The 23284-nt window shown below is 41.7% G+C and carries 30 protein-coding genes; 2 read left to right on the forward strand and 28 right to left on the reverse strand.

The annotated features are described in order from the left end of the window. The first annotated feature begins 100 nt into the window (after window positions 1–100). Window positions 101–355 carry a DUF2627 domain-containing protein gene (locus AFK25_RS09765; RefSeq protein ID WP_009373867.1) on the forward strand — a complete coding sequence of 85 codons (255 nt, stop codon included), beginning with the start codon at window positions 101–103 and terminating at the stop codon, window positions 353–355. Here AFK25_RS09765 and AFK25_RS09770 read toward each other — a convergent pair. Next, on the reverse strand, window positions 347–1081 hold the full coding sequence (locus AFK25_RS09770) for a glycerophosphodiester phosphodiesterase (protein ID WP_035066819.1): 735 nt from the start codon (window positions 1079–1081) through the stop codon (window positions 347–349). The two genes, AFK25_RS09765 and AFK25_RS09770, sit on opposite strands and share 9 nt — an antisense overlap. 55 nt (window positions 1082–1136) lie before the next feature. Here AFK25_RS09770 and AFK25_RS14845 point away from each other — a divergent pair, with 55 nt between their 5' ends. Continuing rightward, window positions 1137–1283: a YycC family protein gene (locus AFK25_RS14845; RefSeq protein ID WP_009373869.1), complete on the forward strand. Its 147-nt coding sequence runs from the start codon at window positions 1137–1139 to the stop codon at window positions 1281–1283. Window positions 1284–1300: 17 nt separating this feature from the next. Here the strand turns inward: AFK25_RS14845 and spo0A are convergent, their stop codons facing one another. The 27 genes from spo0A to AFK25_RS09905 all read right to left on the reverse strand — a co-directional run bounded on the left by spo0A (window position 1301) and on the right by AFK25_RS09905 (window position 23267). Further along, on the reverse strand, window positions 1301–2080 hold the full coding sequence (gene spo0A / locus AFK25_RS09775) for a sporulation transcription factor Spo0A (protein ID WP_009373870.1): 780 nt from the start codon (window positions 2078–2080) through the stop codon (window positions 1301–1303). Between the two features lie 216 nt (window positions 2081–2296). Further along, window positions 2297–3574, reverse strand: a complete 1278-nt coding sequence (gene spoIVB, locus AFK25_RS09780; RefSeq protein ID WP_035066817.1) for a SpoIVB peptidase — start codon at window positions 3572–3574, stop codon at window positions 2297–2299. Between the two features lie 113 nt (window positions 3575–3687). Continuing rightward, window positions 3688–5418, reverse strand: coding sequence for a DNA repair protein RecN (recN, locus tag AFK25_RS09785; RefSeq protein ID WP_035066809.1), 1731 nt, complete (start codon window positions 5416–5418; stop codon window positions 3688–3690). Between the two features lie 18 nt (window positions 5419–5436). Then, a complete protein-coding gene (gene ahrC, locus AFK25_RS09790; RefSeq protein ID WP_004889608.1) occupies window positions 5437–5886 on the reverse strand; it encodes a transcriptional regulator AhrC/ArgR in 450 nt (149 codons plus the stop codon). Window positions 5887–5979: 93 nt separating this feature from the next. After that, window positions 5980–6822, reverse strand: a complete 843-nt coding sequence (locus tag AFK25_RS09795; protein WP_009373874.1) for a TlyA family RNA methyltransferase — start codon at window positions 6820–6822, stop codon at window positions 5980–5982. A gap of 3 nt (window positions 6823–6825) precedes the next feature. After that, window positions 6826–8718, reverse strand: coding sequence for a 1-deoxy-D-xylulose-5-phosphate synthase (dxs, locus tag AFK25_RS09800; protein ID WP_009373876.1), 1893 nt, complete (start codon window positions 8716–8718; stop codon window positions 6826–6828). 173 nt (window positions 8719–8891) lie between these two features. Beyond that, window positions 8892–9764 carry a polyprenyl synthetase family protein gene (locus AFK25_RS09805; protein ID WP_009373878.1) on the reverse strand — a complete coding sequence of 291 codons (873 nt, stop codon included), beginning with the start codon at window positions 9762–9764 and terminating at the stop codon, window positions 8892–8894. A 3-nt stretch (window positions 9765–9767) separates the two neighbouring features. Then, window positions 9768–9980, reverse strand: coding sequence for an exodeoxyribonuclease VII small subunit (locus AFK25_RS09810; RefSeq protein WP_009373880.1), 213 nt, complete (start codon window positions 9978–9980; stop codon window positions 9768–9770). Further along, the gene (gene xseA, locus AFK25_RS09815) at window positions 9977–11326 is read right to left on the reverse strand and encodes an exodeoxyribonuclease VII large subunit (RefSeq protein ID WP_035066807.1); all 1350 of its coding nucleotides are present in this window, start codon (window positions 11324–11326) and stop codon (window positions 9977–9979) included. The genes AFK25_RS09810 and xseA overlap by 4 nt, the downstream gene beginning before the upstream one ends. Before the next feature lie 14 nt (window positions 11327–11340). Continuing rightward, window positions 11341–12192, reverse strand: coding sequence for a bifunctional methylenetetrahydrofolate dehydrogenase/methenyltetrahydrofolate cyclohydrolase FolD (gene folD, locus AFK25_RS09820; RefSeq protein ID WP_009373882.1), 852 nt, complete (start codon window positions 12190–12192; stop codon window positions 11341–11343). Window positions 12193–12214: 22 nt separating this feature from the next. After that, complete coding sequence (gene nusB / locus AFK25_RS09825) at window positions 12215–12601, reverse strand: transcription antitermination factor NusB (RefSeq protein WP_009373884.1); 387 nt, start codon at window positions 12599–12601, stop codon at window positions 12215–12217. 121 nt (window positions 12602–12722) lie between these two features. Next, window positions 12723–13118 (reverse strand): Asp23/Gls24 family envelope stress response protein, encoded by a 396-nt coding sequence (locus AFK25_RS09830; RefSeq protein WP_019416952.1) that lies wholly within the window; start codon window positions 13116–13118, stop codon window positions 12723–12725. 21 nt (window positions 13119–13139) lie between these two features. Continuing rightward, on the reverse strand, window positions 13140–14492 hold the full coding sequence (gene accC / locus AFK25_RS09835) for an acetyl-CoA carboxylase biotin carboxylase subunit (RefSeq protein WP_019416951.1): 1353 nt from the start codon (window positions 14490–14492) through the stop codon (window positions 13140–13142). Window positions 14493–14505: 13 nt separating this feature from the next. Continuing rightward, window positions 14506–15000, reverse strand: a complete 495-nt coding sequence (accB, locus tag AFK25_RS09840; protein ID WP_035066805.1) for an acetyl-CoA carboxylase biotin carboxyl carrier protein — start codon at window positions 14998–15000, stop codon at window positions 14506–14508. Between the two features lie 190 nt (window positions 15001–15190). After that, complete coding sequence (locus AFK25_RS09845) at window positions 15191–15754, reverse strand: SpoIIIAH-like family protein (RefSeq protein WP_009373892.1); 564 nt, start codon at window positions 15752–15754, stop codon at window positions 15191–15193. 12 nt (window positions 15755–15766) lie between these two features. After that, on the reverse strand, window positions 15767–16333 hold the full coding sequence (spoIIIAG, locus tag AFK25_RS09850) for a stage III sporulation protein AG (protein WP_035066802.1): 567 nt from the start codon (window positions 16331–16333) through the stop codon (window positions 15767–15769). Window positions 16334–16339: 6 nt separating this feature from the next. Then, on the reverse strand, window positions 16340–16909 hold the full coding sequence (gene spoIIIAF, locus AFK25_RS09855) for a stage III sporulation protein AF (protein ID WP_035066800.1): 570 nt from the start codon (window positions 16907–16909) through the stop codon (window positions 16340–16342). 16 nt (window positions 16910–16925) lie between these two features. Then, window positions 16926–18086 carry a stage III sporulation protein AE gene (gene spoIIIAE, locus AFK25_RS09860; protein WP_019416947.1) on the reverse strand — a complete coding sequence of 387 codons (1161 nt, stop codon included), beginning with the start codon at window positions 18084–18086 and terminating at the stop codon, window positions 16926–16928. 4 nt (window positions 18087–18090) lie between these two features. Next, window positions 18091–18480: a stage III sporulation protein AD gene (gene spoIIIAD / locus AFK25_RS09865; RefSeq protein ID WP_026011550.1), complete on the reverse strand. Its 390-nt coding sequence runs from the start codon at window positions 18478–18480 to the stop codon at window positions 18091–18093. Window positions 18481–18498: 18 nt separating this feature from the next. Then, the gene (spoIIIAC, locus tag AFK25_RS09870) at window positions 18499–18705 is read right to left on the reverse strand and encodes a stage III sporulation protein AC (protein ID WP_004889589.1); all 207 of its coding nucleotides are present in this window, start codon (window positions 18703–18705) and stop codon (window positions 18499–18501) included. Window positions 18706–18720: 15 nt separating this feature from the next. Next, on the reverse strand, window positions 18721–19233 hold the full coding sequence (gene spoIIIAB, locus AFK25_RS09875; protein ID WP_019416946.1) for a stage III sporulation protein SpoIIIAB: 513 nt from the start codon (window positions 19231–19233) through the stop codon (window positions 18721–18723). Further along, the gene (gene spoIIIAA / locus AFK25_RS09880; protein ID WP_035066790.1) at window positions 19234–20157 is read right to left on the reverse strand and encodes a stage III sporulation protein AA; all 924 of its coding nucleotides are present in this window, start codon (window positions 20155–20157) and stop codon (window positions 19234–19236) included. A gap of 13 nt (window positions 20158–20170) precedes the next feature. Next, the gene (locus AFK25_RS09885) at window positions 20171–20443 is read right to left on the reverse strand and encodes a YqhV family protein (protein ID WP_009373908.1); all 273 of its coding nucleotides are present in this window, start codon (window positions 20441–20443) and stop codon (window positions 20171–20173) included. A 135-nt stretch (window positions 20444–20578) separates the two neighbouring features. After that, on the reverse strand, window positions 20579–21136 hold the full coding sequence (gene efp, locus AFK25_RS09890; protein WP_004889583.1) for an elongation factor P: 558 nt from the start codon (window positions 21134–21136) through the stop codon (window positions 20579–20581). Between the two features lie 18 nt (window positions 21137–21154). Next, window positions 21155–22216: a M24 family metallopeptidase gene (locus AFK25_RS09895; protein ID WP_019416944.1), complete on the reverse strand. Its 1062-nt coding sequence runs from the start codon at window positions 22214–22216 to the stop codon at window positions 21155–21157. Between the two features lie 2 nt (window positions 22217–22218). Then, entirely contained in the window at window positions 22219–22665 is a 447-nt protein-coding gene (aroQ, locus tag AFK25_RS09900) for a type II 3-dehydroquinate dehydratase (RefSeq protein ID WP_009373912.1), read from the reverse strand. 38 nt (window positions 22666–22703) lie between these two features. Then, window positions 22704–23267: a YqhR family membrane protein gene (locus AFK25_RS09905; RefSeq protein WP_019416943.1), complete on the reverse strand. Its 564-nt coding sequence runs from the start codon at window positions 23265–23267 to the stop codon at window positions 22704–22706. Window positions 23268–23284 lie beyond the last annotated feature (17 nt).

Consider the following 23284-nt stretch of genomic DNA (forward strand, 5'->3'; position numbering starts at 1 on the left):
TTTTTTGCAGACGCTTTCATCATACATTGTTTTTCTCTTCTTGACAAACAAACAAAAACATTTATGATGAAAACAGAACAAATGGAAAGGGTTTTGTTTTATGCAGCGAATGATCGCCCTACTCATTTTACTTATTCCAGGATTTATCGCAGCGCTAGGGATTAAATGGATGCGCGATACCGTATTTGGCATTTTACACGCACCGATCCCTTCACTTGTCATTCAATTTTTGCTCGGTTTATTTTGTTTTATCATCGGACTCGGCTTTATTGCAGGGTTTATTTTGCACCGCGATCGAAAACGTAACAAAGTGCAACCACGTTTTCAAAAAAAGAAACGCTTCGATTCAGAGTGATCGAAGCGTTTTTTCGCGTACGTTTTTTGCTTTTTCGGGGAAATCTGTAAATATCCCATCCACTTCATATTGAAACATCGTTTTCATCTGCTCTTCTTTATTAATTGTAAAAGGACGAATGAGCAATTGATTCGCGTGAGCTGCTTCAACAAACAATCGGTCCACAGTGTGATGATACGGATGAAGCGCCAAAGCGTGCAAAGTATGGGCATACTCCCACGGCTGATGCAATTTTTCCATATATAGTAGCGCTGTTTCAATATGAGGAGCTAATTGATGACACGTTGCCATACTTTCATGGTTAAACGATGAAAAAATGACGCGCGATGCTAAGCGATATTGCTCGACAAGTTCAATTGTTTTTTCTTCTAGTCGTTCGTAAGGCACAAGATTGTTTTTTAATTCTATATTAATAAGCAACGACGTGTGCTGTGCCCATTCAAGCACTTCTTGTAAAGATGGAATGGGACAAAATCCGTATTGTTTAAATTTATAGTTGGCATTTAATTTCCGCAATTGCCGATAGGTCATTTGTCCGACCCATCCCGTTCCATCTGTCGTCCGATTGACTGTTTCATCATGAATGACGACGACGACTCCGTCTCTTGAAAGTTGTACATCAAGTTCAATCCCATCCGCATGAACACGTGCTGCTTCTATAAACGAGGCCATTGTATTCTCTGGATGCGTCCCGGCCGAACCGCGATGAGCAAAAATATGTGTCATTCTTTTCCCACCTTTAAAAACGTTTTATACTTAACATATGAAAGGAGTGAAACTCATGCGACCGTTACAAATTTCGTTAGAAACAGCGCAAAAGCTTGCAAAAGCATTACAGGTGCCACTAGAACAAATTATGCACATGCCTCAGCACATATTAATCCAAAAATTGCTTGAAGTCGAAAAAAACGAACAACAAAAAAGGTAGTCCGGCCGACTACCTTTTTAACTTGCTTTATGTTCAAGTCTTAACCGATCTGCAACCATCGCAATAAATTCTGAGTTTGTCGGTTTCGCTTTTGACATACTGACCGTATGGCCGAACAAAGAAGAAATGGATTCTAAGTTTCCGCGGCTCCATGCCACTTCAATCGCATGACGAATCGCTCGCTCTACGCGACTAGCGGTCGTATTATATTTTTTCGCAATGTCTGGATAAAGAACTTTTGTAATCGATCCGAGCAACTCGACGTCGTTATACACCATCGCAATCGCTTCGCGTAAATATAAATATCCTTTAATATGGGCTGGGACACCAATTTCGTGAATGATGTTTGTAATGCTCGCATCTAAATTTTTCGGCTTGCCGTCGCGAATTGGCGAAAGAAGCGGTCGTTTGAATACGGCTGGTTTTTTGCCACATACTTGACGAATTTGATTCACTAAATGTTCGATGTCAAACGGCTTTAAAATAAAGTAGGAAGCGCCGAGTTCAACTGCTTTTTTCGTCACGTCTTCTTGTCCAAACGCCGTTAACATAATCACGTTGGGCAATGGCTGTTTCATCATACGCAACTTTTCTAGCACAGCTAAACCGTCTAAATGCGGCATAATAATGTCGAGAACAAGAACATCTGGGTCGCGATCGCGCAACAATTGCAAACAATCTTGCCCGTTATATGCAACGCCAATGACTTCCATATCCCCTTGGCTTGTAATATATTCTTCAAGCAAATGCACTAATTCTCGGTTATCATCTACAATGCAAACTTTTATTGTACTCACGAAATCTTCCTCCCTAAAGCAATGATCTTTTGTCACATACGTGCTTAATTCGACGCAATGGACAAAAATCCTTTTTTCTTTGCAAAATTAGTCAAATAATTTATATTTTTCATAAAACATATGTGCACGCTTTTTCTTTCATTTTACACTACATGTTTACGTCGTGTCATGATAAAATATGACAAATTGCGTGAAAAAACAAAAAGCAAGCCAATATTAGCTCGCTTTTTGTTCGCTTTTATCATAAATGTTAATGCCAGCTTCGTGCAACATCCATTCAATGTGCACACCGTACCCAGACGTCGGATCGTTGACAAATACATGCGTCACAGCACCAACAAGTTTTCCATCTTGAATAATCGGACTTCCACTCATCCCTTGAACGATGCCACCTGTTTTTTCTAACAAACGTGGATCCGTCACTTTAACGACCATTCCTTTTGTTGCAGGGAATTTTTGCGGAGTGACACTCACGATTTCAACATCAAACGCCTCGACACGATCTTGTTCAACGACGGTTAATATTTTTGCCGGCCCTTTTTTCACATCTGTCGATAAAGCAATCGGCATCGGTTTATCAAAAATACCGTTTTGAATCGGCTGTGAAAGCTTACCGAAAATACCGAACGGACTGTTTGTTTTAATGTCACCAATCACTTGCTTATCGCTTGAAAATCTCGCTAATTTTTCGCCTGGACTTCCATTTCTTCCTTTATCAATGGCCGTTACCGTCGATTTAACGATCGTTCCATCACGAACGACGATCGGCTTTCTCGTATCCATATCAGAAATGACATGTCCGAGTGCCCCGTATATATTTGATTTCGGATCAAAAAACGTCATCGTTCCAATTCCTGCTGCTGAATCGCGAATGTATAATCCGATGCGATACGCTTGATCATGTTTATCTTTTAATGGAGTCAAGGTCGTTTCAAACGTATGACGATCACGCGCAACAGTGAGTCGTAAAGGTTTGCCTGTTTTCCCCGCTTCTTCAATAAACGGAGAGACATCTGTCATCTTTTCGATTTTTTTTCCATTGATATGTGTAATGGAGTCTCCGACTTGAATGCCAGCCGTTTCACCAGGGGATTGTTTTCCTTGTTCCGTCTCCACTAAATGATGGCCAACGACAAGAACTCCAACTGTATTTAATTTCACACCAATCGATTGACCACCAGGAATGACTTTAAAATCGGGTAATACTTTTACGTTGACTTGCTTAATCGGAAATCCTGCCATTTGTAAAATGACATCGCTTTCTCCGACATGTTCTCCGCTAATCGCTAACTTTTCTTTTTGATGGACAGAAACAGCGTTTGTCGTTATCGTTTGAACAGAACCAAATACAGGTACATGTGCCGTTTGTCCTTGAAATAACACAAGTTGTTTCGGAATGTTTACATATTTTTGAAATGGTGTTGCCATACTTAGAACGATAAAAGAAACAAGGAGAAATGCACCTATTCCTTTTCTTAATTTGTCAAAATCCAAAGTCTTCACTCTCCTCGTTCCTACGTACACACCGAATCCTACACTATTTAATGTTGCCTGAAACAAATGAAATATAACCGAATAAAACGAAAAAACAATGCCAATGTTGGTATTCATACTGTTTCATTTTTGATTTTTTCCGCTAATTGTAACAACTCACGCGCATGCTGTTTCGTCAGTTCTGTAATTTCCACCCCAGAAATCATCCGACTTATTTCGTTAATTTTTTCTTCTTCATTTAACGCCTCGACAGTTGTTTTCGTCCGTCCATCGATCGTTTCTTTTGCGATAAATAAATGCGTATCTGCCATCGCTGCAACTTGTGGCAAGTGCGAAATACATAATACTTGAGAATGACGTGCGACGCGATAAATTTTTTCTGCAATGGCTTGAGCGACGCGCCCACTTACTCCTGTATCTACTTCATCAAAAATAATGGACGTCACACCTTGATGTTTAGAAAAAATACTTTTCAAAGCAAGCATCATGCGCGATAACTCCCCGCCCGATGCGACTTTGGCAAGCGGCTTTAACGGTTCCCCGGGGTTTGTCGAAATGTAAAACTCAACTTCATCCATTCCGTTTGCCTGCAATTTAACAGGTGTTCCATCGAGCAGCGGATCATCGTACGATCCTTGACGTTTTCGAAAAACGACATCAAACGTCGTTTTTTCCATGTATAAATCTTTTAGCTCTTGATGAATGTCATCGATGAGTTGTTTCGCATATTGCATACGCAATTCGCTAATATGTTTCGCTTCAACGAGCAAATCAGCCGTAATCGATTGGAGCTCAGTCTGTAATTTATGAATGTGGTCATCGCGATGTTGAATCGTTTCGATTTCTTCTTCCACTTTTGCAGCGTACTCTAAAATGTCGCGCACCGTTTGACCGTATTTTCGTTTTAAATGATTAATTTCATTTAAGCGACTTTCAATTTCGTCCAGCCGAAGCGGATCGTATTCTAATTGATCTAACTGTTCACGTAGTTGGTGAGCGACTTCTTCTAACAAGTAATAGCAATTCGATACGACTTCTTGAGCTTGTTTCACTGAGGCATCGATATCGCTCACATGGTCTAAATGGTTCATCGCTAATCCAATCCAATCTAGTCCACGTTGCTCTCCATAAAGCGCCTCATAACTGCTTTGTAACGCCTCGTATATTTTTTGGAAGTTAACGATTTTTCGTCGTTCTTCCATCAGCCGTTCATCTTCATCTATTTGCAAATCTGCTTTTTGAATTTCATCTAACTGAAATGTTAACAAATCTAATCGATGTGCCATTTGTTGCTCATTTTCATTTAATTTTTGCAGTTGACGCTTCACTCGTTCATATGTAGCATATAACGCTCCATATTCTTCTAACGCGTCACGAATATGCTCGCCTCCATATTCGTCTAATAAGTGTAAATGTTTACTTTCATCGAGCAACTCTTGATGCTCATGTTGCCCGTGAATATCCACGAGCGTTGAACCAATTTCGCGCAACGTCGCAATCGTTACTAATTTTCCATTTACCCGACAAACGCTTTTTCCGTTTACTGTTAGCTCCCGTCGAAGCACAATCATGCTGTCGCTTATATCGATGCCAAGTTCCGCGCATTTGCTGTAACACGGATGGTCATCTTGTTCAAGCAAAAATAATCCTTCAATTTCCGCTTTTGTTTCCCCGTATCGAACAAACTCTGCGGAACCTCGTCCGCCAATTAATAAGTGAATGGCATCAATAATGATGGATTTTCCCGCTCCCGTTTCTCCTGTTAAAACCGTTAATCCTTTTTCAAATGAAAGCGAGAGCGATTCAATAATCGCAAAATTTTTAATGGATAACTCTGCTAACATGTCACATTCACACCTTTATTACAGCATGTCCAACAATCGTTTAGAAATGACTTCTGTATCTTCTGGCGTGCGGCAAATAATTAAACACGTATCATCGCCACAAATCGTTCCAACAATTTCATCCCACTCTAAATGATCAAGAAGCACACCAATGGCATGCGCATTGCCCGGCAACGTCTTCATGACAAGCAAATGACCAGCCCCATCAATTTTCACAAACGCATCCATGAGCGCTCGCTTTAATTTTTGCAATGGATTAAATCGTTGATCAGCAGGGAGGCTATATTTATATCTCCCATCCATCATTGGGACTTTCACTAAATGAAGTTCTTTAATGTCGCGAGACACGGTGGCTTGTGTCACGTTAAAGCCTTCTTTGCGCAACATATCCACAAGTTCATCTTGTGTTTCAATATCGTGATTTGAAATAATTTCACGAATTTTAATATGACGTTGTCCTTTATTCAACGAAAACACCTCTTTCGTGTGTATAACATATGCATATTTATACTTCTATGTTACCGAACGATAGACGGGCAAACAAGAGGGAATAACCGATCGTTATTCCCCCGCATGTTCGTTATTTTCTTTCAGTTCATCATGCGCCCTCACAACAACTTCTTCTGGAGAAACCGTCAAGCGATTTTCTCCTACTTCCTTACCTTCCCAACGTAAATGAAGTAAAAATTCAATATTTCCATCCCCACCTGTAATCGGCGAGTACGTTAATCCAATGATATCGTACCCTTCTTGTTTGGCAAATGCCGTAATCGTATGAAGCACGTGAACGTGAACGCGCGCATCACGAACGATTCCTTTTTTTCCAACGAACTCTTTTCCCGCTTCAAACTGTGGTTTGACTAAAGCGACAACATCGCTATGCGGCACTAAAATCGTTTTTAAAACAGGGAGAATGAGCTTCAATGAGATAAACGACACGTCAATTGTTGCGAAGTTTGGCAAGCCGTGTTGAAAGTCGCTCGGCGTCACGTAGCGGAAGTTTGTCCGCTCCATGACAACGACACGCTCATCTTGACGCAGTTTCCACGCAAGCTGATTGTATCCAACGTCAAGAGCGTACGACAACTTCACCCCGTTTTGCAACGCACAGTCTGTGAATCCGCCGGTCGATGCACCAATATCGAGCATTATTTTATCTTCAACATGAAGCGAAAACGCTCGTAACGCTTTCTCAAGTTTCAGTCCCCCGCGACTGACATACGGGATCGCATTTCCTTTCACCGTCAGCGGAATGTCAACAGGTACTTTTTCCCCCGGTTTATCAAGCCGCCTTTCATTCGAATATACAAGACCGGCCATAATCGTTCGTTTCGCTTTTTCACGCGTTTCAGCCAATCCACGTTCGACAAGCAATACATCTAAACGTTCTTTCTTCCCTTTCATCTCTCATGCCCTTTTTCTTTTTTTCGGAGTTAATAAATAAATGCGTTCCATTACATGTTCTGTCGTCAACCCAATTTCTTCGAGCAACTGTGAAACACCGCCATGTTCAATAAAACGGTCCGGAATGCCCATTCGATCGATAATCGCTCCATGATATCCATGATCATGAGCAAATTCAAGTACCGCGCTACCAAATCCACCTTGCAACACCGCTTCTTCAATTGTGAGTAACGGCATATTTTTTTGTAGCAACGTGTGCAACATTTGTTCATCTAGTGGCTTAATAAAACGAGCATTCACAACTTGCACAGAAATGCCGTCATTCGCTAGGCGCTCAGCCGCTTGAAGCGCCATCGGAATCGTCGTGCCAAACGTTAAAATGGCAACGTCTGTTCCTTCACGCAACACTTCCCATGTGCCGATCGGAATGTTTTTTAATTGTTCATCCATCGGCACACCGAGACCGTTGCCGCGCGGAAAACGCATCGCAATCGGGCCATCATCGTATTGAATAGCTGTATATACCATATGTTGCCCTTCATTTTCATCTTTTGGCATCATTAATACGATGTTTGGAATGTGACGTAAAAAGGCGATATCAAACACTCCTTGATGCGTTTCCCCGTCAGCACCAACAAGCCCCGCTCGGTCGATTCCAAGAAACACGTTTAAGTTTTGGCGACAAATATCGTGAACGACTTGGTCATACGCACGTTGCAAAAAAGTTGAATAAATCGCTAAAAACGGTTTCATCCCTTGCGTGGCTAAACCGGCAGCCATTGTCGCCGCATGTTGTTCAGCGATACCGACGTCATACATACGCTCCGGAAATTCACTTGCAAACCCTTCTAATTTTGATCCAACCGGCATCGCAGGCGTGATGGCAACGATGCGGCGATCTTCGCGCGCTAATTTACGTACCGTTTCACTAACGAGCGCACTCCAAGAAGGAGCAGATTGCTTTGATTGGATGAAATCACCTGTTTCAATTTTATACGGTCCCGTTCCGTGCCACGTTCCCACTTTATCGTTTTCTGCCGGATGATATCCTTTTCCTTTTTTCGTAATGACGTGAACAAGAACAGGTCCTTTCGTCTTTTTCGCATAATGTAAGTTTTCAAATAAATCTTCAAAATCATGGCCATCTACCGGTCCGAAATACGTAAAGCCTAACTCTTCAAAAAACACACCTGAAACGAGCAAATATTTAATGCTATCTTTGACTCGTTCCGCCGTTGCCGCAAGCTTCCCACCGACAGCTGGGATTTTCTTTAATAACATTTCTAATTCATCTTTTACCCAATGATACTTTCCTGCTGTTCGCAGACGACCAAGCACGTTGTGGAGCGCACCGACGTTTGGAGCAATTGACATTTCGTTATCGTTTAAAATAACGATGATGTCTTTTTTCTCATGTCCGATATGATTTAACGCTTCTAGTGCCATTCCGCCTGTTAATGCACCATCTCCAATAATCGGAACGATATATTCGTCTGTTCCTTTTAAATCGCGCGCAATCGCCATTCCCATAGCAGCGGACAACGATGTCGAGCTATGTCCTGTCTCCCATACGTCGTGCTCACTTTCACTTCGTTTCGGAAAACCACATAACCCTTTATATTGTCGCAACGTATCAAACTGATTTGCACGACCTGTTAAAATTTTATGCACGTACGATTGATGACCAACATCCCAAATGAGCTTATCTTTTGGGCTGTCGAACACTTTATGAAGCGCAATCGTCAATTCGACGACCCCTAAATTCGGGCCAATATGTCCACCTGTTTTTGATAATTTTTCAATTAAAAATTGTCGAATTTGCTCACTTAATTGAACGAGCTGTTCGTTTGACATGTGCTTTAAAAAATTCGGATTTTGAATCGCTGTAACATCCAACGCGACCACTCTCTTTCATGTAAGCTATTACAAACTTATATCATACAGCTTTTTGTATTTTTAATTATACAGACAAACATGTGCACACGCAAAAAAGAGCCGCTTACACAAACGTGTGAACGGCTAACATTTCTTTTCCACTATATCACATGTTGCTTTTTTCCTCAATGCTATTAATGATCGCGCGTTTCGATGACATCGCAAATGTAATGTAATAACGACGCATCGATTTTAGCTTCGTCAAGAAGTTTGCGCGCTTCTTTCATATGATCGTGAAGTTTTTTCTTTGCTCCATCAAGCGTCAAAAGAGAAGGATACGTCGATTTATCATTTTCGATGTCGCTACCCACTTTTTTTCCGATTTTTTGTTCGTCTCCTTCGATGTCTAAAATGTCGTCACGAATTTGAAACGCTAAACCGAGATGATCGGCAAACGTCGTCAACAATGTTAATTGTTGTTCCGTTGCTTCTCCTAATATCGCACCTGCCCGAACGCTGTATTGCAACAACTTTCCTGTTTTATGACGGTGAATGTATTCTAGTTGCTGTAAACTAATCGTTTTTCCTTCTCCTTCAAGGTCAGCTACTTGTCCCCCGACCATTCCTTCAGGTCCAGCCGCTTTCGCTAATTCCGAAATGAGGCGAACTTTTACATCTGGTGAAATGGCTTCGTCATCTGCTACAACTTGAAAAGCGTATGTCAGCAACGCATCGCCCGCTAAAATGGCGTTCGCTTCACCGAACACTTTATGGTTTGTCGGTTTACCGCGCCGTAAATCGTCGTTATCCATACTTGGCAAATCATCATGAATGAGCGAATACGTATGAATCATTTCGAGCGCACAGGCCGTTGGCAGCCCGATGTGTACGGGCTTCTGAAACGCTTGTAACGTTGAAAGCAATAAAAGAGGACGAATGCGCTTTCCGCCTGCTTGCAACGAATATAACATTGCCTCTTTGATCGTTTGAGGCGCTTGTAACGATTCAATATAAGCAGGAAGCTGCTGTTCAATTTGTGATTTATATTGTCGCAATAACGATTCCAACGTCTATTCCTCCTGCACCGTAAACGGTTCAAGCTGCCCATCTTCTCGTAAAATAAATTCCATTTGTTTTTCTACTTGTTGTAGTTTGTCGTGACAAAACTTCGACAATTTCATCCCCTCTTGGAAAAAGTGAATCGCTTCTTCAAGCGGAACGTCTCCTTCTTCTAACTTTTGCACAATTTCTTCTAGTTTACTCATCGCTTCCTCAAATGTCATATTTTCTCCTCCTCAATATTCGAAACAATGCAATGTGCACGTCCATCTTGAAAACGGATATGAACGCGATCCCCTTCTTGCAGTTGTTTTACTGTCTTAATGAGCGTTTCTTGCTCATCGTATGCAAGGCTATATCCGCGCTCCATAATTTTTAGCGGACTGAGCGCATCGAGTTTTGCCATCGCTGTGGCAAGCGACCATTTTTTTTGTTTAATTACATCGTTCATATGGCGAACGATCGTCTGTTCTAACGTGCGGACACGATCGACCGCTTTTTCGACTCGCGATTGTGGATGATGAGCAAATAACGTAAGCTGCAATTGTTGAAGCTTATGTTCTTTTTGTTTGAACATATCATTCATTTGTCTTTGCAATCGATCAACTAGCATATCTAGCTGTTGTTCCTTTTGTTCATACAGCCGTTTCGGATAGCGAAACGCATACGATGAACGTAACGATTGCAACCGTTTTTGCTCCGCGTTCATTCGCTCTTTCATCGCTCGAATGAGGCGAGCTTGTTGGTCCGATACACGCAAAAGCAAATCAGCGACATGCGGCACAGCAAGCTCTGCTGCCCCCGTCGGTGTCGGTGCTCGCAAGTCGGCAACAAAGTCAGCGATCGTATAATCCGTTTCATGTCCGACAGCAGAAATAATCGGAACGCGCGAATGAAAAATCGCGCGCGCTACCATTTCTTCATTAAACGCCCAAAGCTCTTCAATCGAGCCGCCACCACGACCGACGATCAGCACATCGATATATCCGATGTCATTCGCTTTTTGAATCGATTGAACGATCGATAACGGAGCTTGTTCCCCTTGAACGAGCGTCGGAAACAAAATGACTTTCGCTAGCGGATAGCGGCGACGAATCGTCGTTAAAATATCGCGAATGGCCGCTCCTGTTGGCGATGTGACAACGCCAATATGTTGCGGAAATTTCGGAATCGGCTTTTTATGTTCCTTAGCAAATAATCCTTCTTGTTCTAGTTTCTTTTTTAATTGCTCATACGCTAAATACAGCGCGCCAACACCATCCGGCTGCATCTCTTTTACATATACTTGATACGTTCCGCTCGGCTCGTACACGGAAATTTCCCCGCGCACAAGTACGGTCATTCCGTTTTCCGGTTTAAATGTTAACTGTCGATTATATCCCGCAAACATGACCGCTTGAATGCGCGCTTGTTCGTCTTTTAAAGTAAAGTACATATGCCCACGCGAATGATATGTAAAGTTTGAAATTTCCCCTTTAATCCATAAATCTTGCAAATGAGAGTCAACTTCAAATTTCCGTTTAATGTATTTCGTTAACGCTGCCACTGTTACATATCTCATTTCTGCCACAAACATAACCTCGCTTATTTATGTAGTTCACGCGCAGCTTGTATCGTGTTGTGCAACAACATCGTAATCGTCATTGGTCCAACCCCTTTTGGCACAGGAGTAATGTAGCTTGCTATTTCTTTTACATCGTCAAAATCGACATCCCCACACAATTTTCCGCTTTCTAATCGATTGACGCCAACGTCGATCACAATTGCTCCTTCTTTCACATATTGTGACGTAATAAGCTTCGGTTTGCCGACAGCGACGATTAAAATATCCGCTTGGCGCGTGATCGCTGCTAAATCGTTTGTGCGCGAATGACAGTACGTGACCGTTGCGTGTTCGCGTAAAAACAGCTGTCCAACCGGTTTACCAACGATGTTGCTACGACCGACAACGACGACATGTTTTCCGGCAATATCGACTTGCAAAGATTGAACCATATATAAAATGCCATACGGTGTACAAGGTAAAAACGTCTTCTGCCCCGTCATCATTCGTCCAATATTTAACGGATGGAACCCATCGACATCTTTTTCTGGTGCGATCGCTTCAATGATATGTAATTCATTCATTTGTTTTGGTAGCGGCAATTGAACTAAAATGCCGTGCACCGATTGGTCTTCATTTAAACGAGCGATTTGCTCTAGCAAAAACGCTTCGGATATGTCGTTTGGAAAAGTAAGTAAAATCGAACGAATTCCAATTTCTTCACATGCTTTTTGTTTCGCTTTTACATACGATTGTGAAGCGGGATGGTCTCCAACGAGAATAACTGCTAAGGCAGGCTCAATGCCTTGTTGTTTTAACTGCTCGACTTCTTTTGCTAATTGTGCGCGCTTTTCTTTTGCTAGTTCAAAACCGTTAATGATTTGTGCTGCCATAAATCCTTCTCCCCCTTATTTTTTAAGACAATGTTTCTTTTATTTTTGCAAGTACGCCGTTAACAAAACGACTTGATTTTTCATCACCAAACACTTTTGCTAATTCAATCGCTTCATCCATGCTTACATTGAACGGGATGTCATCCATATATTTCATTTCAAATACAGCCATGCGTAAAATGGAACGATCGACATTCGCTACGCGCTCTAATGTCCATTTTTCTAAATGTTGACGTAATAAGTCGTCAATTTCCTTTTGATGTTCCACCACGCCGAAAACAAGCATTTCCATAAATGGATCCGTCTCTTCTTCAGCGACGTTTGCAATCGCCGCATGTGGTTCAATGCCTCCCACATCAATTTGAAACAATGCTTGCAACGCTTTTTCTCTTGCTGTATGCCGTTTCATGACCAAAACCCTTTCTATTCGTAATGTCGAAAATTATATCATGATCATAACATATTTCGACGAAAGAAAACACTCACACATCGAAAAAGGGCGATCTCATAAACGAGATTGCCCCTTTTCTTTACTCGACTTCTACCTCTGCTTTGGACGATTCGAATTGAACGCCAACAACATGAACGTTCACTTCAGCTGTCTCTAACCCTGTCATCGTCAATAACGCTTGGCGAACGTTTTCTTGAATTTTTTGCGAAACCGTTGGAATCGATACGCCGAAATTCATTACACAATAAATATCAATGACAATACCACGGTCCGTTAAGTCAACTTTTACGCCTTTGCCATGATTTTTTTTCCCTAATCGCTCCACGACACCTGCCGCAAAGTTGCCGCGCATTTGCGCTACTCCTTCAATTTCAGATGCCGCAATCCCTGCGATAACTTCAATCACTTCTGGCGCAATTTCTACCTTCCCTAAGCTATTATGACCGTTTTCCATTTCTAATACATGTTCAGACATAACGGATTCCCTCCTTTATCATTAAGAGTTCATTACATCGTATGTTTCTAAAAACTTTGTATTAAAGTTTCCTTCGACAAACTTTTCATGCTCAAGCAATTTTAAGTGAAATGGAATTGTCGTATGAACTCCTTCAATAACAAACTCACTTAAGGCGCGTTTCATGCGGGCAATCGCTTCTTCGCGCGTCGGTGCGTGAACGATCAACTTCGCAATCATCGAATCATAATATGGCGGAATCGTATAGCCCGGGTAAACAGCTGAATCTACCCGTACTCCAAACCCTCCTGGCGGCAAATACATTTGTATTTTTCCAGCCGATGGCATAAAGTTTTTCGCAGGGTTTTCTGCGTTAATTCGGCATTCGATAGACCAACCGTTAAAAGTGACATCCTCTTGTTTCAACGTCAATTTCTCACCTGATGCCACGCGAATTTGTTCTTTAATTAAATCGACACCTGTCACCATTTCCGTTACTGGATGTTCGACTTGAATGCGCGTGTTCATCTCCATAAAGTAAAATTGGCGATTGCGGTAGTCGTAAATAAATTCGACCGTTCCCGCTCCTGTATACTGTACCGCTTTGGCCGCTTTGACAGCTGCTTCCCCCATTTTTTGACGCATTTCTTCATCAAGCACAGGGGATGGTGTTTCTTCCAACAATTTTTGTAAGCGGCGTTGAATTGTACAATCGCGCTCGCCGAGGTGAATGACGTTGCCATACGAATCTGCTAACACTTGAATTTCAACATGTCGGAAATCTTCAATATACTTTTCAATATATACACCCGGATTTCCGAACGCAGTAGCCGCTTCTTGTTGCGTAATCGTAATTCCTTTTCTAAGCTCTTGCTCATCTCGAGCGACACGAATTCCTTTTCCGCCTCCACCTGCGGTTGCCTTAATAATAACAGGATAACCGATTTCATTCGCTAGCGCAATCGCTTCATCGATACTTTCAATAATTCCTTGCGAGCCTGGAACGATCGGCACCCCAGCTTGTCTCATCGTTTCACGTGCAACATCTTTCGTCCCCATTTTTGTAATCGCTTCCGGGCTCGGTCCGACAAACGTCACATTGCATTCCCGACAAAGCTCAGCAAAGTCTGCGTTTTCAGCTAAAAATCCGTACCCCGGATGAATAGCATCGCACCGAGTTAATGTTGCCACACTCATTATGTTTGTAAAATTCAAATAGCTTTCTTTTGACGTTTTCGGACCAATGCAATATGCCTCGTCCGCCATTTGAACATGAAGCGCTTCACGATCCGCTTCAGAAAATACAGCGACCGTCTCGATGCCAAGCTCTTTGCACGCCCGAATAATCCGAACAGCAATTTCCCCACGATTGGCAATTAACAATTTTTTTATCATAACTATCGCTCCTTTATTCAGGCTTCACAAGGAATAAAGGTTGTCCATATTCAACGAGCTGGCCGTTTTTCACAAGCACTTCTACAATTTCCCCATCGACTTCCGCTTCAATTTCATTAAACAACTTCATCGCTTCAACAATACATACAATTGTATCTTTTTTCACTTTATCACCAACTTTTACGTACGGTGCAGCATCTGGTGATGGAGCCGCATAAAACGTACCAACCATCGGTGATGTAATTGTATGTAAGTTTTCTGCTTGAACAACTTGTTTTTCTGGCTTTACTTCCTCTTTTACTTCTACCTTTTCAACAGCCGGTGCCACTGGTTGTTGAACGACAGCTGTTTGTGGCACGTCTACTTTTGGTGCAGCAACAACAACTTGTTCAGTTGCTCCAGCTTTTTTCATTTTAATCTTTGAGCCATCATGTTCATAGACGAACTCGACAATGTTTGACTCATTTACTAATCGGATTAATTCGCGAATTTCTTGGATTTTCAACATTGACTTACACCCCTCGCCCCATCATTTGTAGAAAAAGATTATACAATACCATCATACGACACACCTTTTCCATTATTCAATAAAATGATAAGAAAATGTTAGAAAATTTATATCTGGTCATAAAAACAATTATTATTATATAGTATTATAAAATTCGTTTTCAACCGAAAAAAAATAACCGGTCTCCCGGTTATTTTTGGAAACGAACAGCTACATCTTGTACGCGGCCAAGCTCACTTTGAACGAGCTGAATAATTTCGTTCGCTGCTTTTTTCGAATGTTCTTTTGCTTTCACTGTAATATGCACTTGATTTTCATGGACACGAACAAGCGCATCGTCGTATCCTTTCGATTTAATTAACGTTTCTAACACCGCTTCTTTTTCTGCAATATTCGATAGTTGTTGTAATTGATCGATCGCTTTGCTTTTTTCTTCAGCAGATACGTTATTGGAAGCGACAATCGCATTTAACTCTTGACGCAACTTGCTTCGTTCATCTTCAATTTCAAGGCGAAGGGCAGTAAATAAATCATCGCTGGCGGTATTTGTTTGTTCAACTGTCACTTCTTCTCCGTTTGCGATTTCTTCTTTCATCGCTTCATCTGTCGGTTTTAAGTCTTTTCCATTATTCGCTTCCTCTTTTTGCTCAAACGCCACTTGTTCTGTCACTTGAGGACTTGTCACATAGTACACCGATAAAACGACAACTAAACTAAACATTGTTAATAACCAAACGGTTTGCTTTTTCAACATATGTTCTCCCCCTTACTTTTTTGGTAAAACAGCGACGCGATGGCTCGGAACGTTCAACGTTCGCGTCACTGCTTCAACAATCCATTTTTTCACTTGTACTTGATCGGCCCCTTTCGCAACAACAAGCACACCACGAATGTCTGGCTTTTTCGTTTGTAAAACGAGCGGTGTTTCTTCGTCCCCTTTGCGCACGATCACGATTTTTTCGTCTGTTGATTCATCTTCAATTTGACGTTTTCCGCCTTCTTTATCTTCTTCCATCGTTCGTTTTTTTTGAACGATCGCATTTTTTTCAAGTACGTTTTGTTCCGTTGCATCGACATTGACGATCACTTTGACTTCACCAACGCCAACAATCGCTTCAAGCGCTTCTTTTAATTGTTGTTCATATCGCTCTTCATAGTCTGCAATTTGCTTCAATTTTTTTTCTTCATCTGTTTGACGAAATACAGTTTGAGTCGTTTCCTGTTGAACGCGTTTGGATGCCGAAAAGTTGAACACGTTGCCAAAGATCATAAATGATAAGCCGATGACTAAAAGGATGGCAATGAAGCCGTTTTTTTCAATCCATTGTTTCACCCCTTCCTACTCCCTCCTTTCAAGATGAATCGTAATCATCTGTTGATCTACTCCCCACATTTGTGCTAAAAAGCGAGCAATGTCTTCATGTTGTTCTGTCATCTCTGGCGATGATTGAATACGAATAGGTTTGACAACAGAAGTCGTTTCTTCAGCCAACTCTACCGTAATCGCCTCAATCTGAGGGGGGATTTGTTCCGACTCCGCAATCGTCAATGAAATGTCCGTCACCGTTAAACCATATGTGCGCATCAACTCCTCAGACGCTATGTTCTTTAGCTGGACAGCCATTTGTTCTAAAATATATGCACGTTGTGAGGCTTGTATTTCTTTTTTCTTTTTTTCAATGTCATTTTCAAGCGTTGCATTTTGTTGTTGCTGAATCGAAGCAAACCACGTATTTACATCTCCATGAAATAACCGAAGAAGCGGGGAAAATAAAATGAAAATAAACAATAAACCGACAACCATCTTGACATATTTTTGAAATGAACCGTTTGGCAAAATGAGTTCAATGACAACGGCAAGCAAGATGAATGTAATGATATGGGAAATCCACTCAGTCAACAGTCCCACAACGTCTATTCTCCTTTCAGCGAACCATCATCGTTAAATTTCCTGCTGCAATAATAACCGTCATGCTTAAAAAAAACATAAGCGATACGATCAAAAGGGCGGTGAGTACATACATCATGCTTTTGCTAATTACACTCAAGCAGGAAATGACGATACCTCCCCCCATCGGTTGCAATATCGCAGCAGCTAGTTGATAAATGAGAGCGATGACTAAAATTTTGATCGCTGGAAACGCTGCAATAAGAAGTAATAAAGTGACACCGAACAAGCCAACTGTATTTTTTAATAGGACGGAAGCGGTCACGACCGTATCTGCCGCGTCCGTAAACATTCGCCCGATAATCGGAATAAAGTTTCCTGCCACAAATTTAGCTGCTCGTATCGCTATCCCGTCGGCAATAGCTGTTGTTGCTCCCTTGATAGACAATACACCGAAAAAAATGGTGAGCATCACACCAAGTGAACCGATGCTAATGTTGCGCAACAAATCTGCTAATTTCGTTACTTTATAATGTTCGCTTAATAAACTAACAATGCTTAAAATCGTTGCTAAAAACAAAAGCGGTAGTGAAAAATGTTCAATGATCGTTCCTGTGATATTCATAAAAAACAAGACAATCGGATGAAAAAAAGCTACAGATACTACACCACCTGATGACGCCATAAGCGCAAGCAAAATCGGTAAAAGGGCGATCATAAAACTCGTCATCGTCTGAATGGCTTCTTTCACATACGTAACAGCAACATGAAAACTGTTTAGTGCAATAATCATCAACACCATATAAACAACCGCATGAGCGACTTTGCTGACAGCATGATGTGAAAACGCATTTTGTAGCGACTGTAAAAATAAACTAAATACCGTTAATAAAATGAGTGTACCAAGCAATTTTCCATTTGCCATTAGCTCGTACAATAAAAATTTCATAAACGCCTGCAGCCATTCGCTGAGCGATAATTGTTTTTCGCCATTTATAAACTGCCAAAAAGATCCTTTTTGACTTTCAGGCAATAACCCTCCATACTGTTGAACGATATGATCCCAATATTGTTTAATGGATTCAACCCCAACTTGTTCAGCTTGTTGTTTGACTAATTCATTTGTTGGCGGTGATGCTTGTACAACGGAAGGCAAGAAAAAAAGGAGAAAGAAAAATAAAATGGGAGCGCGCCTCATCTCATCACCCCTTCATCGGAAGAAAGCTTAAAATTGTTTCAATAAGAGCTGTTAAAATTGGGATGGCCATGGCTAAAATTAAAATTTTTCCACCTAGTTCAATTTTTCCAGCAATCGCTCCTTGCCCGGCATCTTTAGAAATTTGCGCACCAAACTCAGCAATATAAGCGATACCAATAATTTTTAAAATCGTTTCGACGTATACCGTTTGAACGTGCGCTTCATTTGCTAACGTTTGTACCATGCGAAAAATGTCTTGAATGCGATCAATTAAAAATAAAAAAATAACTGTTCCGACAAAAACGGTCAGCAAAAGTGAAATATTCGACTTATGTTCGTTTAAAATCGTTACTAAAAACGTTGCGATAAGCCCAAGCCCAACAATTTGTAAAATATCAATGGGTACTCCCTCCTAACTTTGAAACAAAAAAACAGATTTAATTTTTTGAAATAAATCTTGGACAATCGAAATAACTAAAAACAAAATATAAATAAATCCTAGCAGCGTCACCCATTGAGCATATTCCTTTTTTCCAAACCCTTCTAAAACGGTATGCAAAAAAGCAACGACAATCCCTACGCCAGCAATACGAAAAATTAAATCTACGTCAACGCCCATTTTGAATGTCCTCCTCTATATGAGTAAAAGCACGATGAGAATGCCGGTTAATACTCCTAAACTTTTCATCATTTTTTCATACCGTTGCTGTTTTTCCATGGCATCTCCTTCTTCTCGCTCTAAATGCACCATCGTTAAACGAATGTAATTTTGTTGAATTTCATGATCGTACTGTCCAAGCGTTTCGCCAAACTGTTTCATAATTTCAAACTCTCCTTCTTTTAAGGCGGTCATTTTCCATACTTCGTGCAAGCTTTCTTCCCACGCTTGCCGAGCGTTCATCGTCCCTTTTTGCAACTTATGCGCAAACGATTCAAACAACCATGATAACGGTCGCGATAGTTGCTGGGACAGTCGAAGGGAAGCGTCTATTAACGGCGTATGCCCGTACATAATTTCTGCTTCAAGCGACTGCAATGCCATTTTTAACTGGCGCAACTGTTTTGTGCGCTCTCGTAAAAGTCGCGACGCTTCAAATCCTGACCATGTCGTTGCTAATATAATACATATCGCCCCAATCCATTTCATTCACATCACGCCCATCTTTCGATATATATCGCGCCCATGTGAATCGCGAATCGCTTGAATCGTTCCTGGACGTCCGACATTTGTTAACTCAACAAATCGTTCAAATATAGCTTGTTCCATAATTGGACGTAGCGCTGGACGTTTCACGATGTCTGCCATATGGCGACCGTGCGCTGTCATAAATAAACCAACTCCTGCATGAACCGCTTCCAAAATGGCCGTACAATCCGCTTCACTTCCAATTTCATCAACAATTAAAACATCCGGGCTCATCGAACGGATCATCATCATCATTCCTTCCGCTTTCGGGCATGCATCGAGCACATCGACGCGGCAGCCGAATGTAAATTGTGGAATGCCTTTGACACAGCCGGCAATTTCTGATCGTTCATCGACGATGCCAACTTTTCGAGGAGCAATATGCCGCTCTGTCACTCCGCTGCTGACGATGCGTGCAATATCTCGAAGGAGCGTTGTTTTTCCTGTTTGAGGTGCACCAATGATCATCGTATTAAGCCACCGACCGTCGTATAAATAAGGGAGAAGGGGAGCAGCCATGCCGATTTGTTGCCGGGCCATTCGGATGTTAAATGACGTAATATGTCGAATCGCTTTTACTTTTCCATCTTCTACAATCACTTTTCCAGCTAAACCGACGCGATGTCCACCTTGAATAGTAATGTATCCTTTTTTTAACTCTTCTTCGATTGTGTAGAGAGAATATTGGCTTAATTTATTTAATAGTTCCATCCCTTCTTCCATTTGTACAACATGCGGACATATGTACGACCTCCCGCCTGCAATGACTTCAAGCGGTCGTTCGATGCGAATACGAATTTCTTCAATCGTCAATTGAGAAGCGATAGGCAATGATTGAATCGCATGAACGATCCCTTTAGGCAACATGTCAAAAACCGCTTGCATCCTCTTCCCTCCTTTACTTCACGACATATATGCCTATGAATATACATATGACTCCTGCACCAATCCATACGAGCTTAAACAATGACAGCTCGTTTGCCACCGCAACAAGACCAATCATCATAACGACTAAAAAAATGGTTGGGCCAACGACGGCAAGCAATGTATTGACGGCAATCGCCTTTTTTACATCATTGAGCGATAACATGACAATCGCTGCACATAATTCAATGGCTGCAGATAAAAAACGTAAACTCGCCATCGTCCAAACAGTTGCATCAATTTTCATCGCATCCTCCTTGTACAACGGTGCTAGTACAACGTATGCTGAAACAAGCGAATTCAGAAGTAATAGAAAGGAAAAATTCATCAGGAAATGTGTTGCCAAAAAAAATCGCCCTGCTTTTTGCAGGACGATTTTCCATTATGCGCGTGATACGTATGTGCCGTCTGTTGTGTTAATGATTAGTACGTCGCCTTCGTTGACGAAGAACGGAACTTGAACGACAAGGCCCGTTTCTAACGTTGCTGGTTTTGAACCGCCAGATGCTGTATCCCCTTTAATGCCTGGCTCTGTTTCAACAACTTTTAACTCAACTGTGTTTGGCAACTCAACCCCAATTGTTTCGCCTTGATACATCATAATAAATACTTCCATGTTTTCTTTTAAAAACTTTAATTCGTGCTCAATTTGTTTTGCAGGAAGTTCGATTTGCTCATACGATTCCATATCCATGAATACATGTTGATCGCCGTTTGCATATAAATATTGCATTTTACGGTTGTCGATTTGTGCTTTGTTTACTTTTTCACCCGCGCGGAACGTCTTTTCTTGAATCGCACCAGTGCGCAAGTTGCGAAGTTTTGAACGAACGAACGCCGCTCCTTTTCCTGGTTTCACATGTTGGAATTCAATGACACGCCAAATGTCACCGTCAACTTCAATCGTTAAGCCTGTACGAAAATCGTTTACTGAAATCATGTTCATTTCCTCCTACGTCTATAAAGTAATGAGATCTTTTGGTGAAAGAGTGAGCCGCTCATTGCCGTTTTCTGTAATAACGATGTCATCTTCAATGCGAACACCGCCTAATCCTGCTATGTAAATGCCTGGTTCGACCGTCACAACCATCCCCGGCTGTAGCACCGTATCCGAACGCATCGACAACGCCGGCATTTCGTGCACTTCCATGCCGAGTCCATGACCTGTGGAATGCCCAAAATACTCACCAAATCCGCAAGCAGAAATGTAATCGCGTGTGAGCGCATCTGCCTCTCGCCCTGTCATTCCTGCACGAATATGTTCGACACCACGAAGCTGGGCTTGTAACACGACATCGTATATGCGCTTTAACTCATCGCTTACTTCGCCAACCGCAACGGTTCTCGTGATGTCGGAGCAGTACCCTTTATAATATGCGCCAAAATCAAGCGTGACGAACTCGCCTTTTTCAATTACTTTCTCTGTCGCTACCCCATGTGGCAACGCTGAGCGCACACCGGATGCAACGATGATGTCAAATGATGAACTTGTCGCCCCTTGTTTGCGCATAAAAAATTCTAGCTCATTTGCCACGTCTATTTCACGGACACCTGGGCGAATAAAATCGAGAATATGACGAAAGGCGGCATCGGCAATCTCGGCTGCTTCCTTTAATATCTTAATCTCTGCTTCCGACTTAATCAAGCGTAACTTTTCAACCGCACCGGAAACCGGAATAAGCGTTGTTTTGAGCGCTTTTTCGTATGATGAGAACGTTGCATATGAAAGATCGTCTTGCTCAAATCCAAGCTTTTGAATGCCTAATCGCTCAACTTGTTTTGCCACTTCTTCAATGAGCGTTTGCGTATGTTGCACAATTTCATATCCTTCAATTTGTCTCGTCGCTTGTTCGACATAACGAAAATCTGTAATAAATACGGCATCTGTTTCACTAATTAAAGCGACACCAGCTGTTCCTGTAAAATTTGTCATATAGCGACGGTTATATTCGTTTGTAATAAGAAATCCATCAATGCCGTGCTCAGCAAATTGTGCGCGAAGTTTTTGTACTTTATCCAATGCTATTTCCCCTTCCCTTCAACCATATCGAGCAACGCTAAAATCGCCAACCGATATCCGTTTATACCTAGTCCGACAATTTGCCCAGCTGTCACCGGAGCTAAAACAGATTGGTGACGAAACGCCTCTCTTGCATGAATGTTTGAAATATGTACTTCAATGACTGGTGTCTGTACGCTTGCGATCGCATCCCGCAACGCATAGCTGTAATGCGTAAACGCCCCAGGATTGAAAATGATCCCGTCATATAACGATTCCGCCCGATGAATTTGGTCAATTAACGCCCCTTCATAATTGCTTTGATAGCACGTTAACTCCGCCCCATATTCACTAGCAAATTCCGTTAACTGTTTTTCTAGTTGAGCAAGTGTCGTATGCCCATAAATGTGTGGCTCCCTCATACCGAGACGATTTAAGTTCGGACCGTTTAAAAGGAGGAATCGAACCATTCCCCCTCTCCCCCCTTTACTGATGAAAATACATATGGTTATTTTACCACATCGACCTGTTTTTGTCGCCTCATCTCTGCAACTTCAAACGAAATGGAATAACCGATGAACATCCCATATAAAATGTAAAAGCATACCATCGTTACAACTGTATTTCGCTCAAGTTGTGGAACAGCTTTTAATTGAGGAAAAATCGGATTTAATACGTAAAAAACAAGCACCCATAACCCGATGCCGAAAGCAACTCCCGGCCAAATGCCTTGACGATTTTTTAAAAAAGCATAGTATACAAGCGCAGCAATGACAGAAGCAAGGCCAATGAACAAAATGGCAATTGCCTGACCGAGCGCTCCGTTTTTCCAATCACCGATCGCCCACGGCTGCAAAATGAAATTTGGCGCTACTTCTGTAAAATGAAAAAAATAAGCACAATATGCAAGGAAGCTCCAAAACACGCCCCCAATAAAACCGATCAGCGCGACTTTTGCTAAAACGGGCATTGGTTTTTCTCTTTTGTTTTGTTCAAGTTGTGCATCTTGTTTCGTTTTTGTTTGCACAGTCATCACCTCCTTTTTTATCTTGTCCAAAATGTTGGATCTCATGTGTATCGTTTCTCATT

It is taken from the genome of Anoxybacillus gonensis, assembly GCF_001187595.1.
GTDB lineage: Bacteria > Bacillota > Bacilli > Bacillales > Anoxybacillaceae > Anoxybacillus > Anoxybacillus gonensis.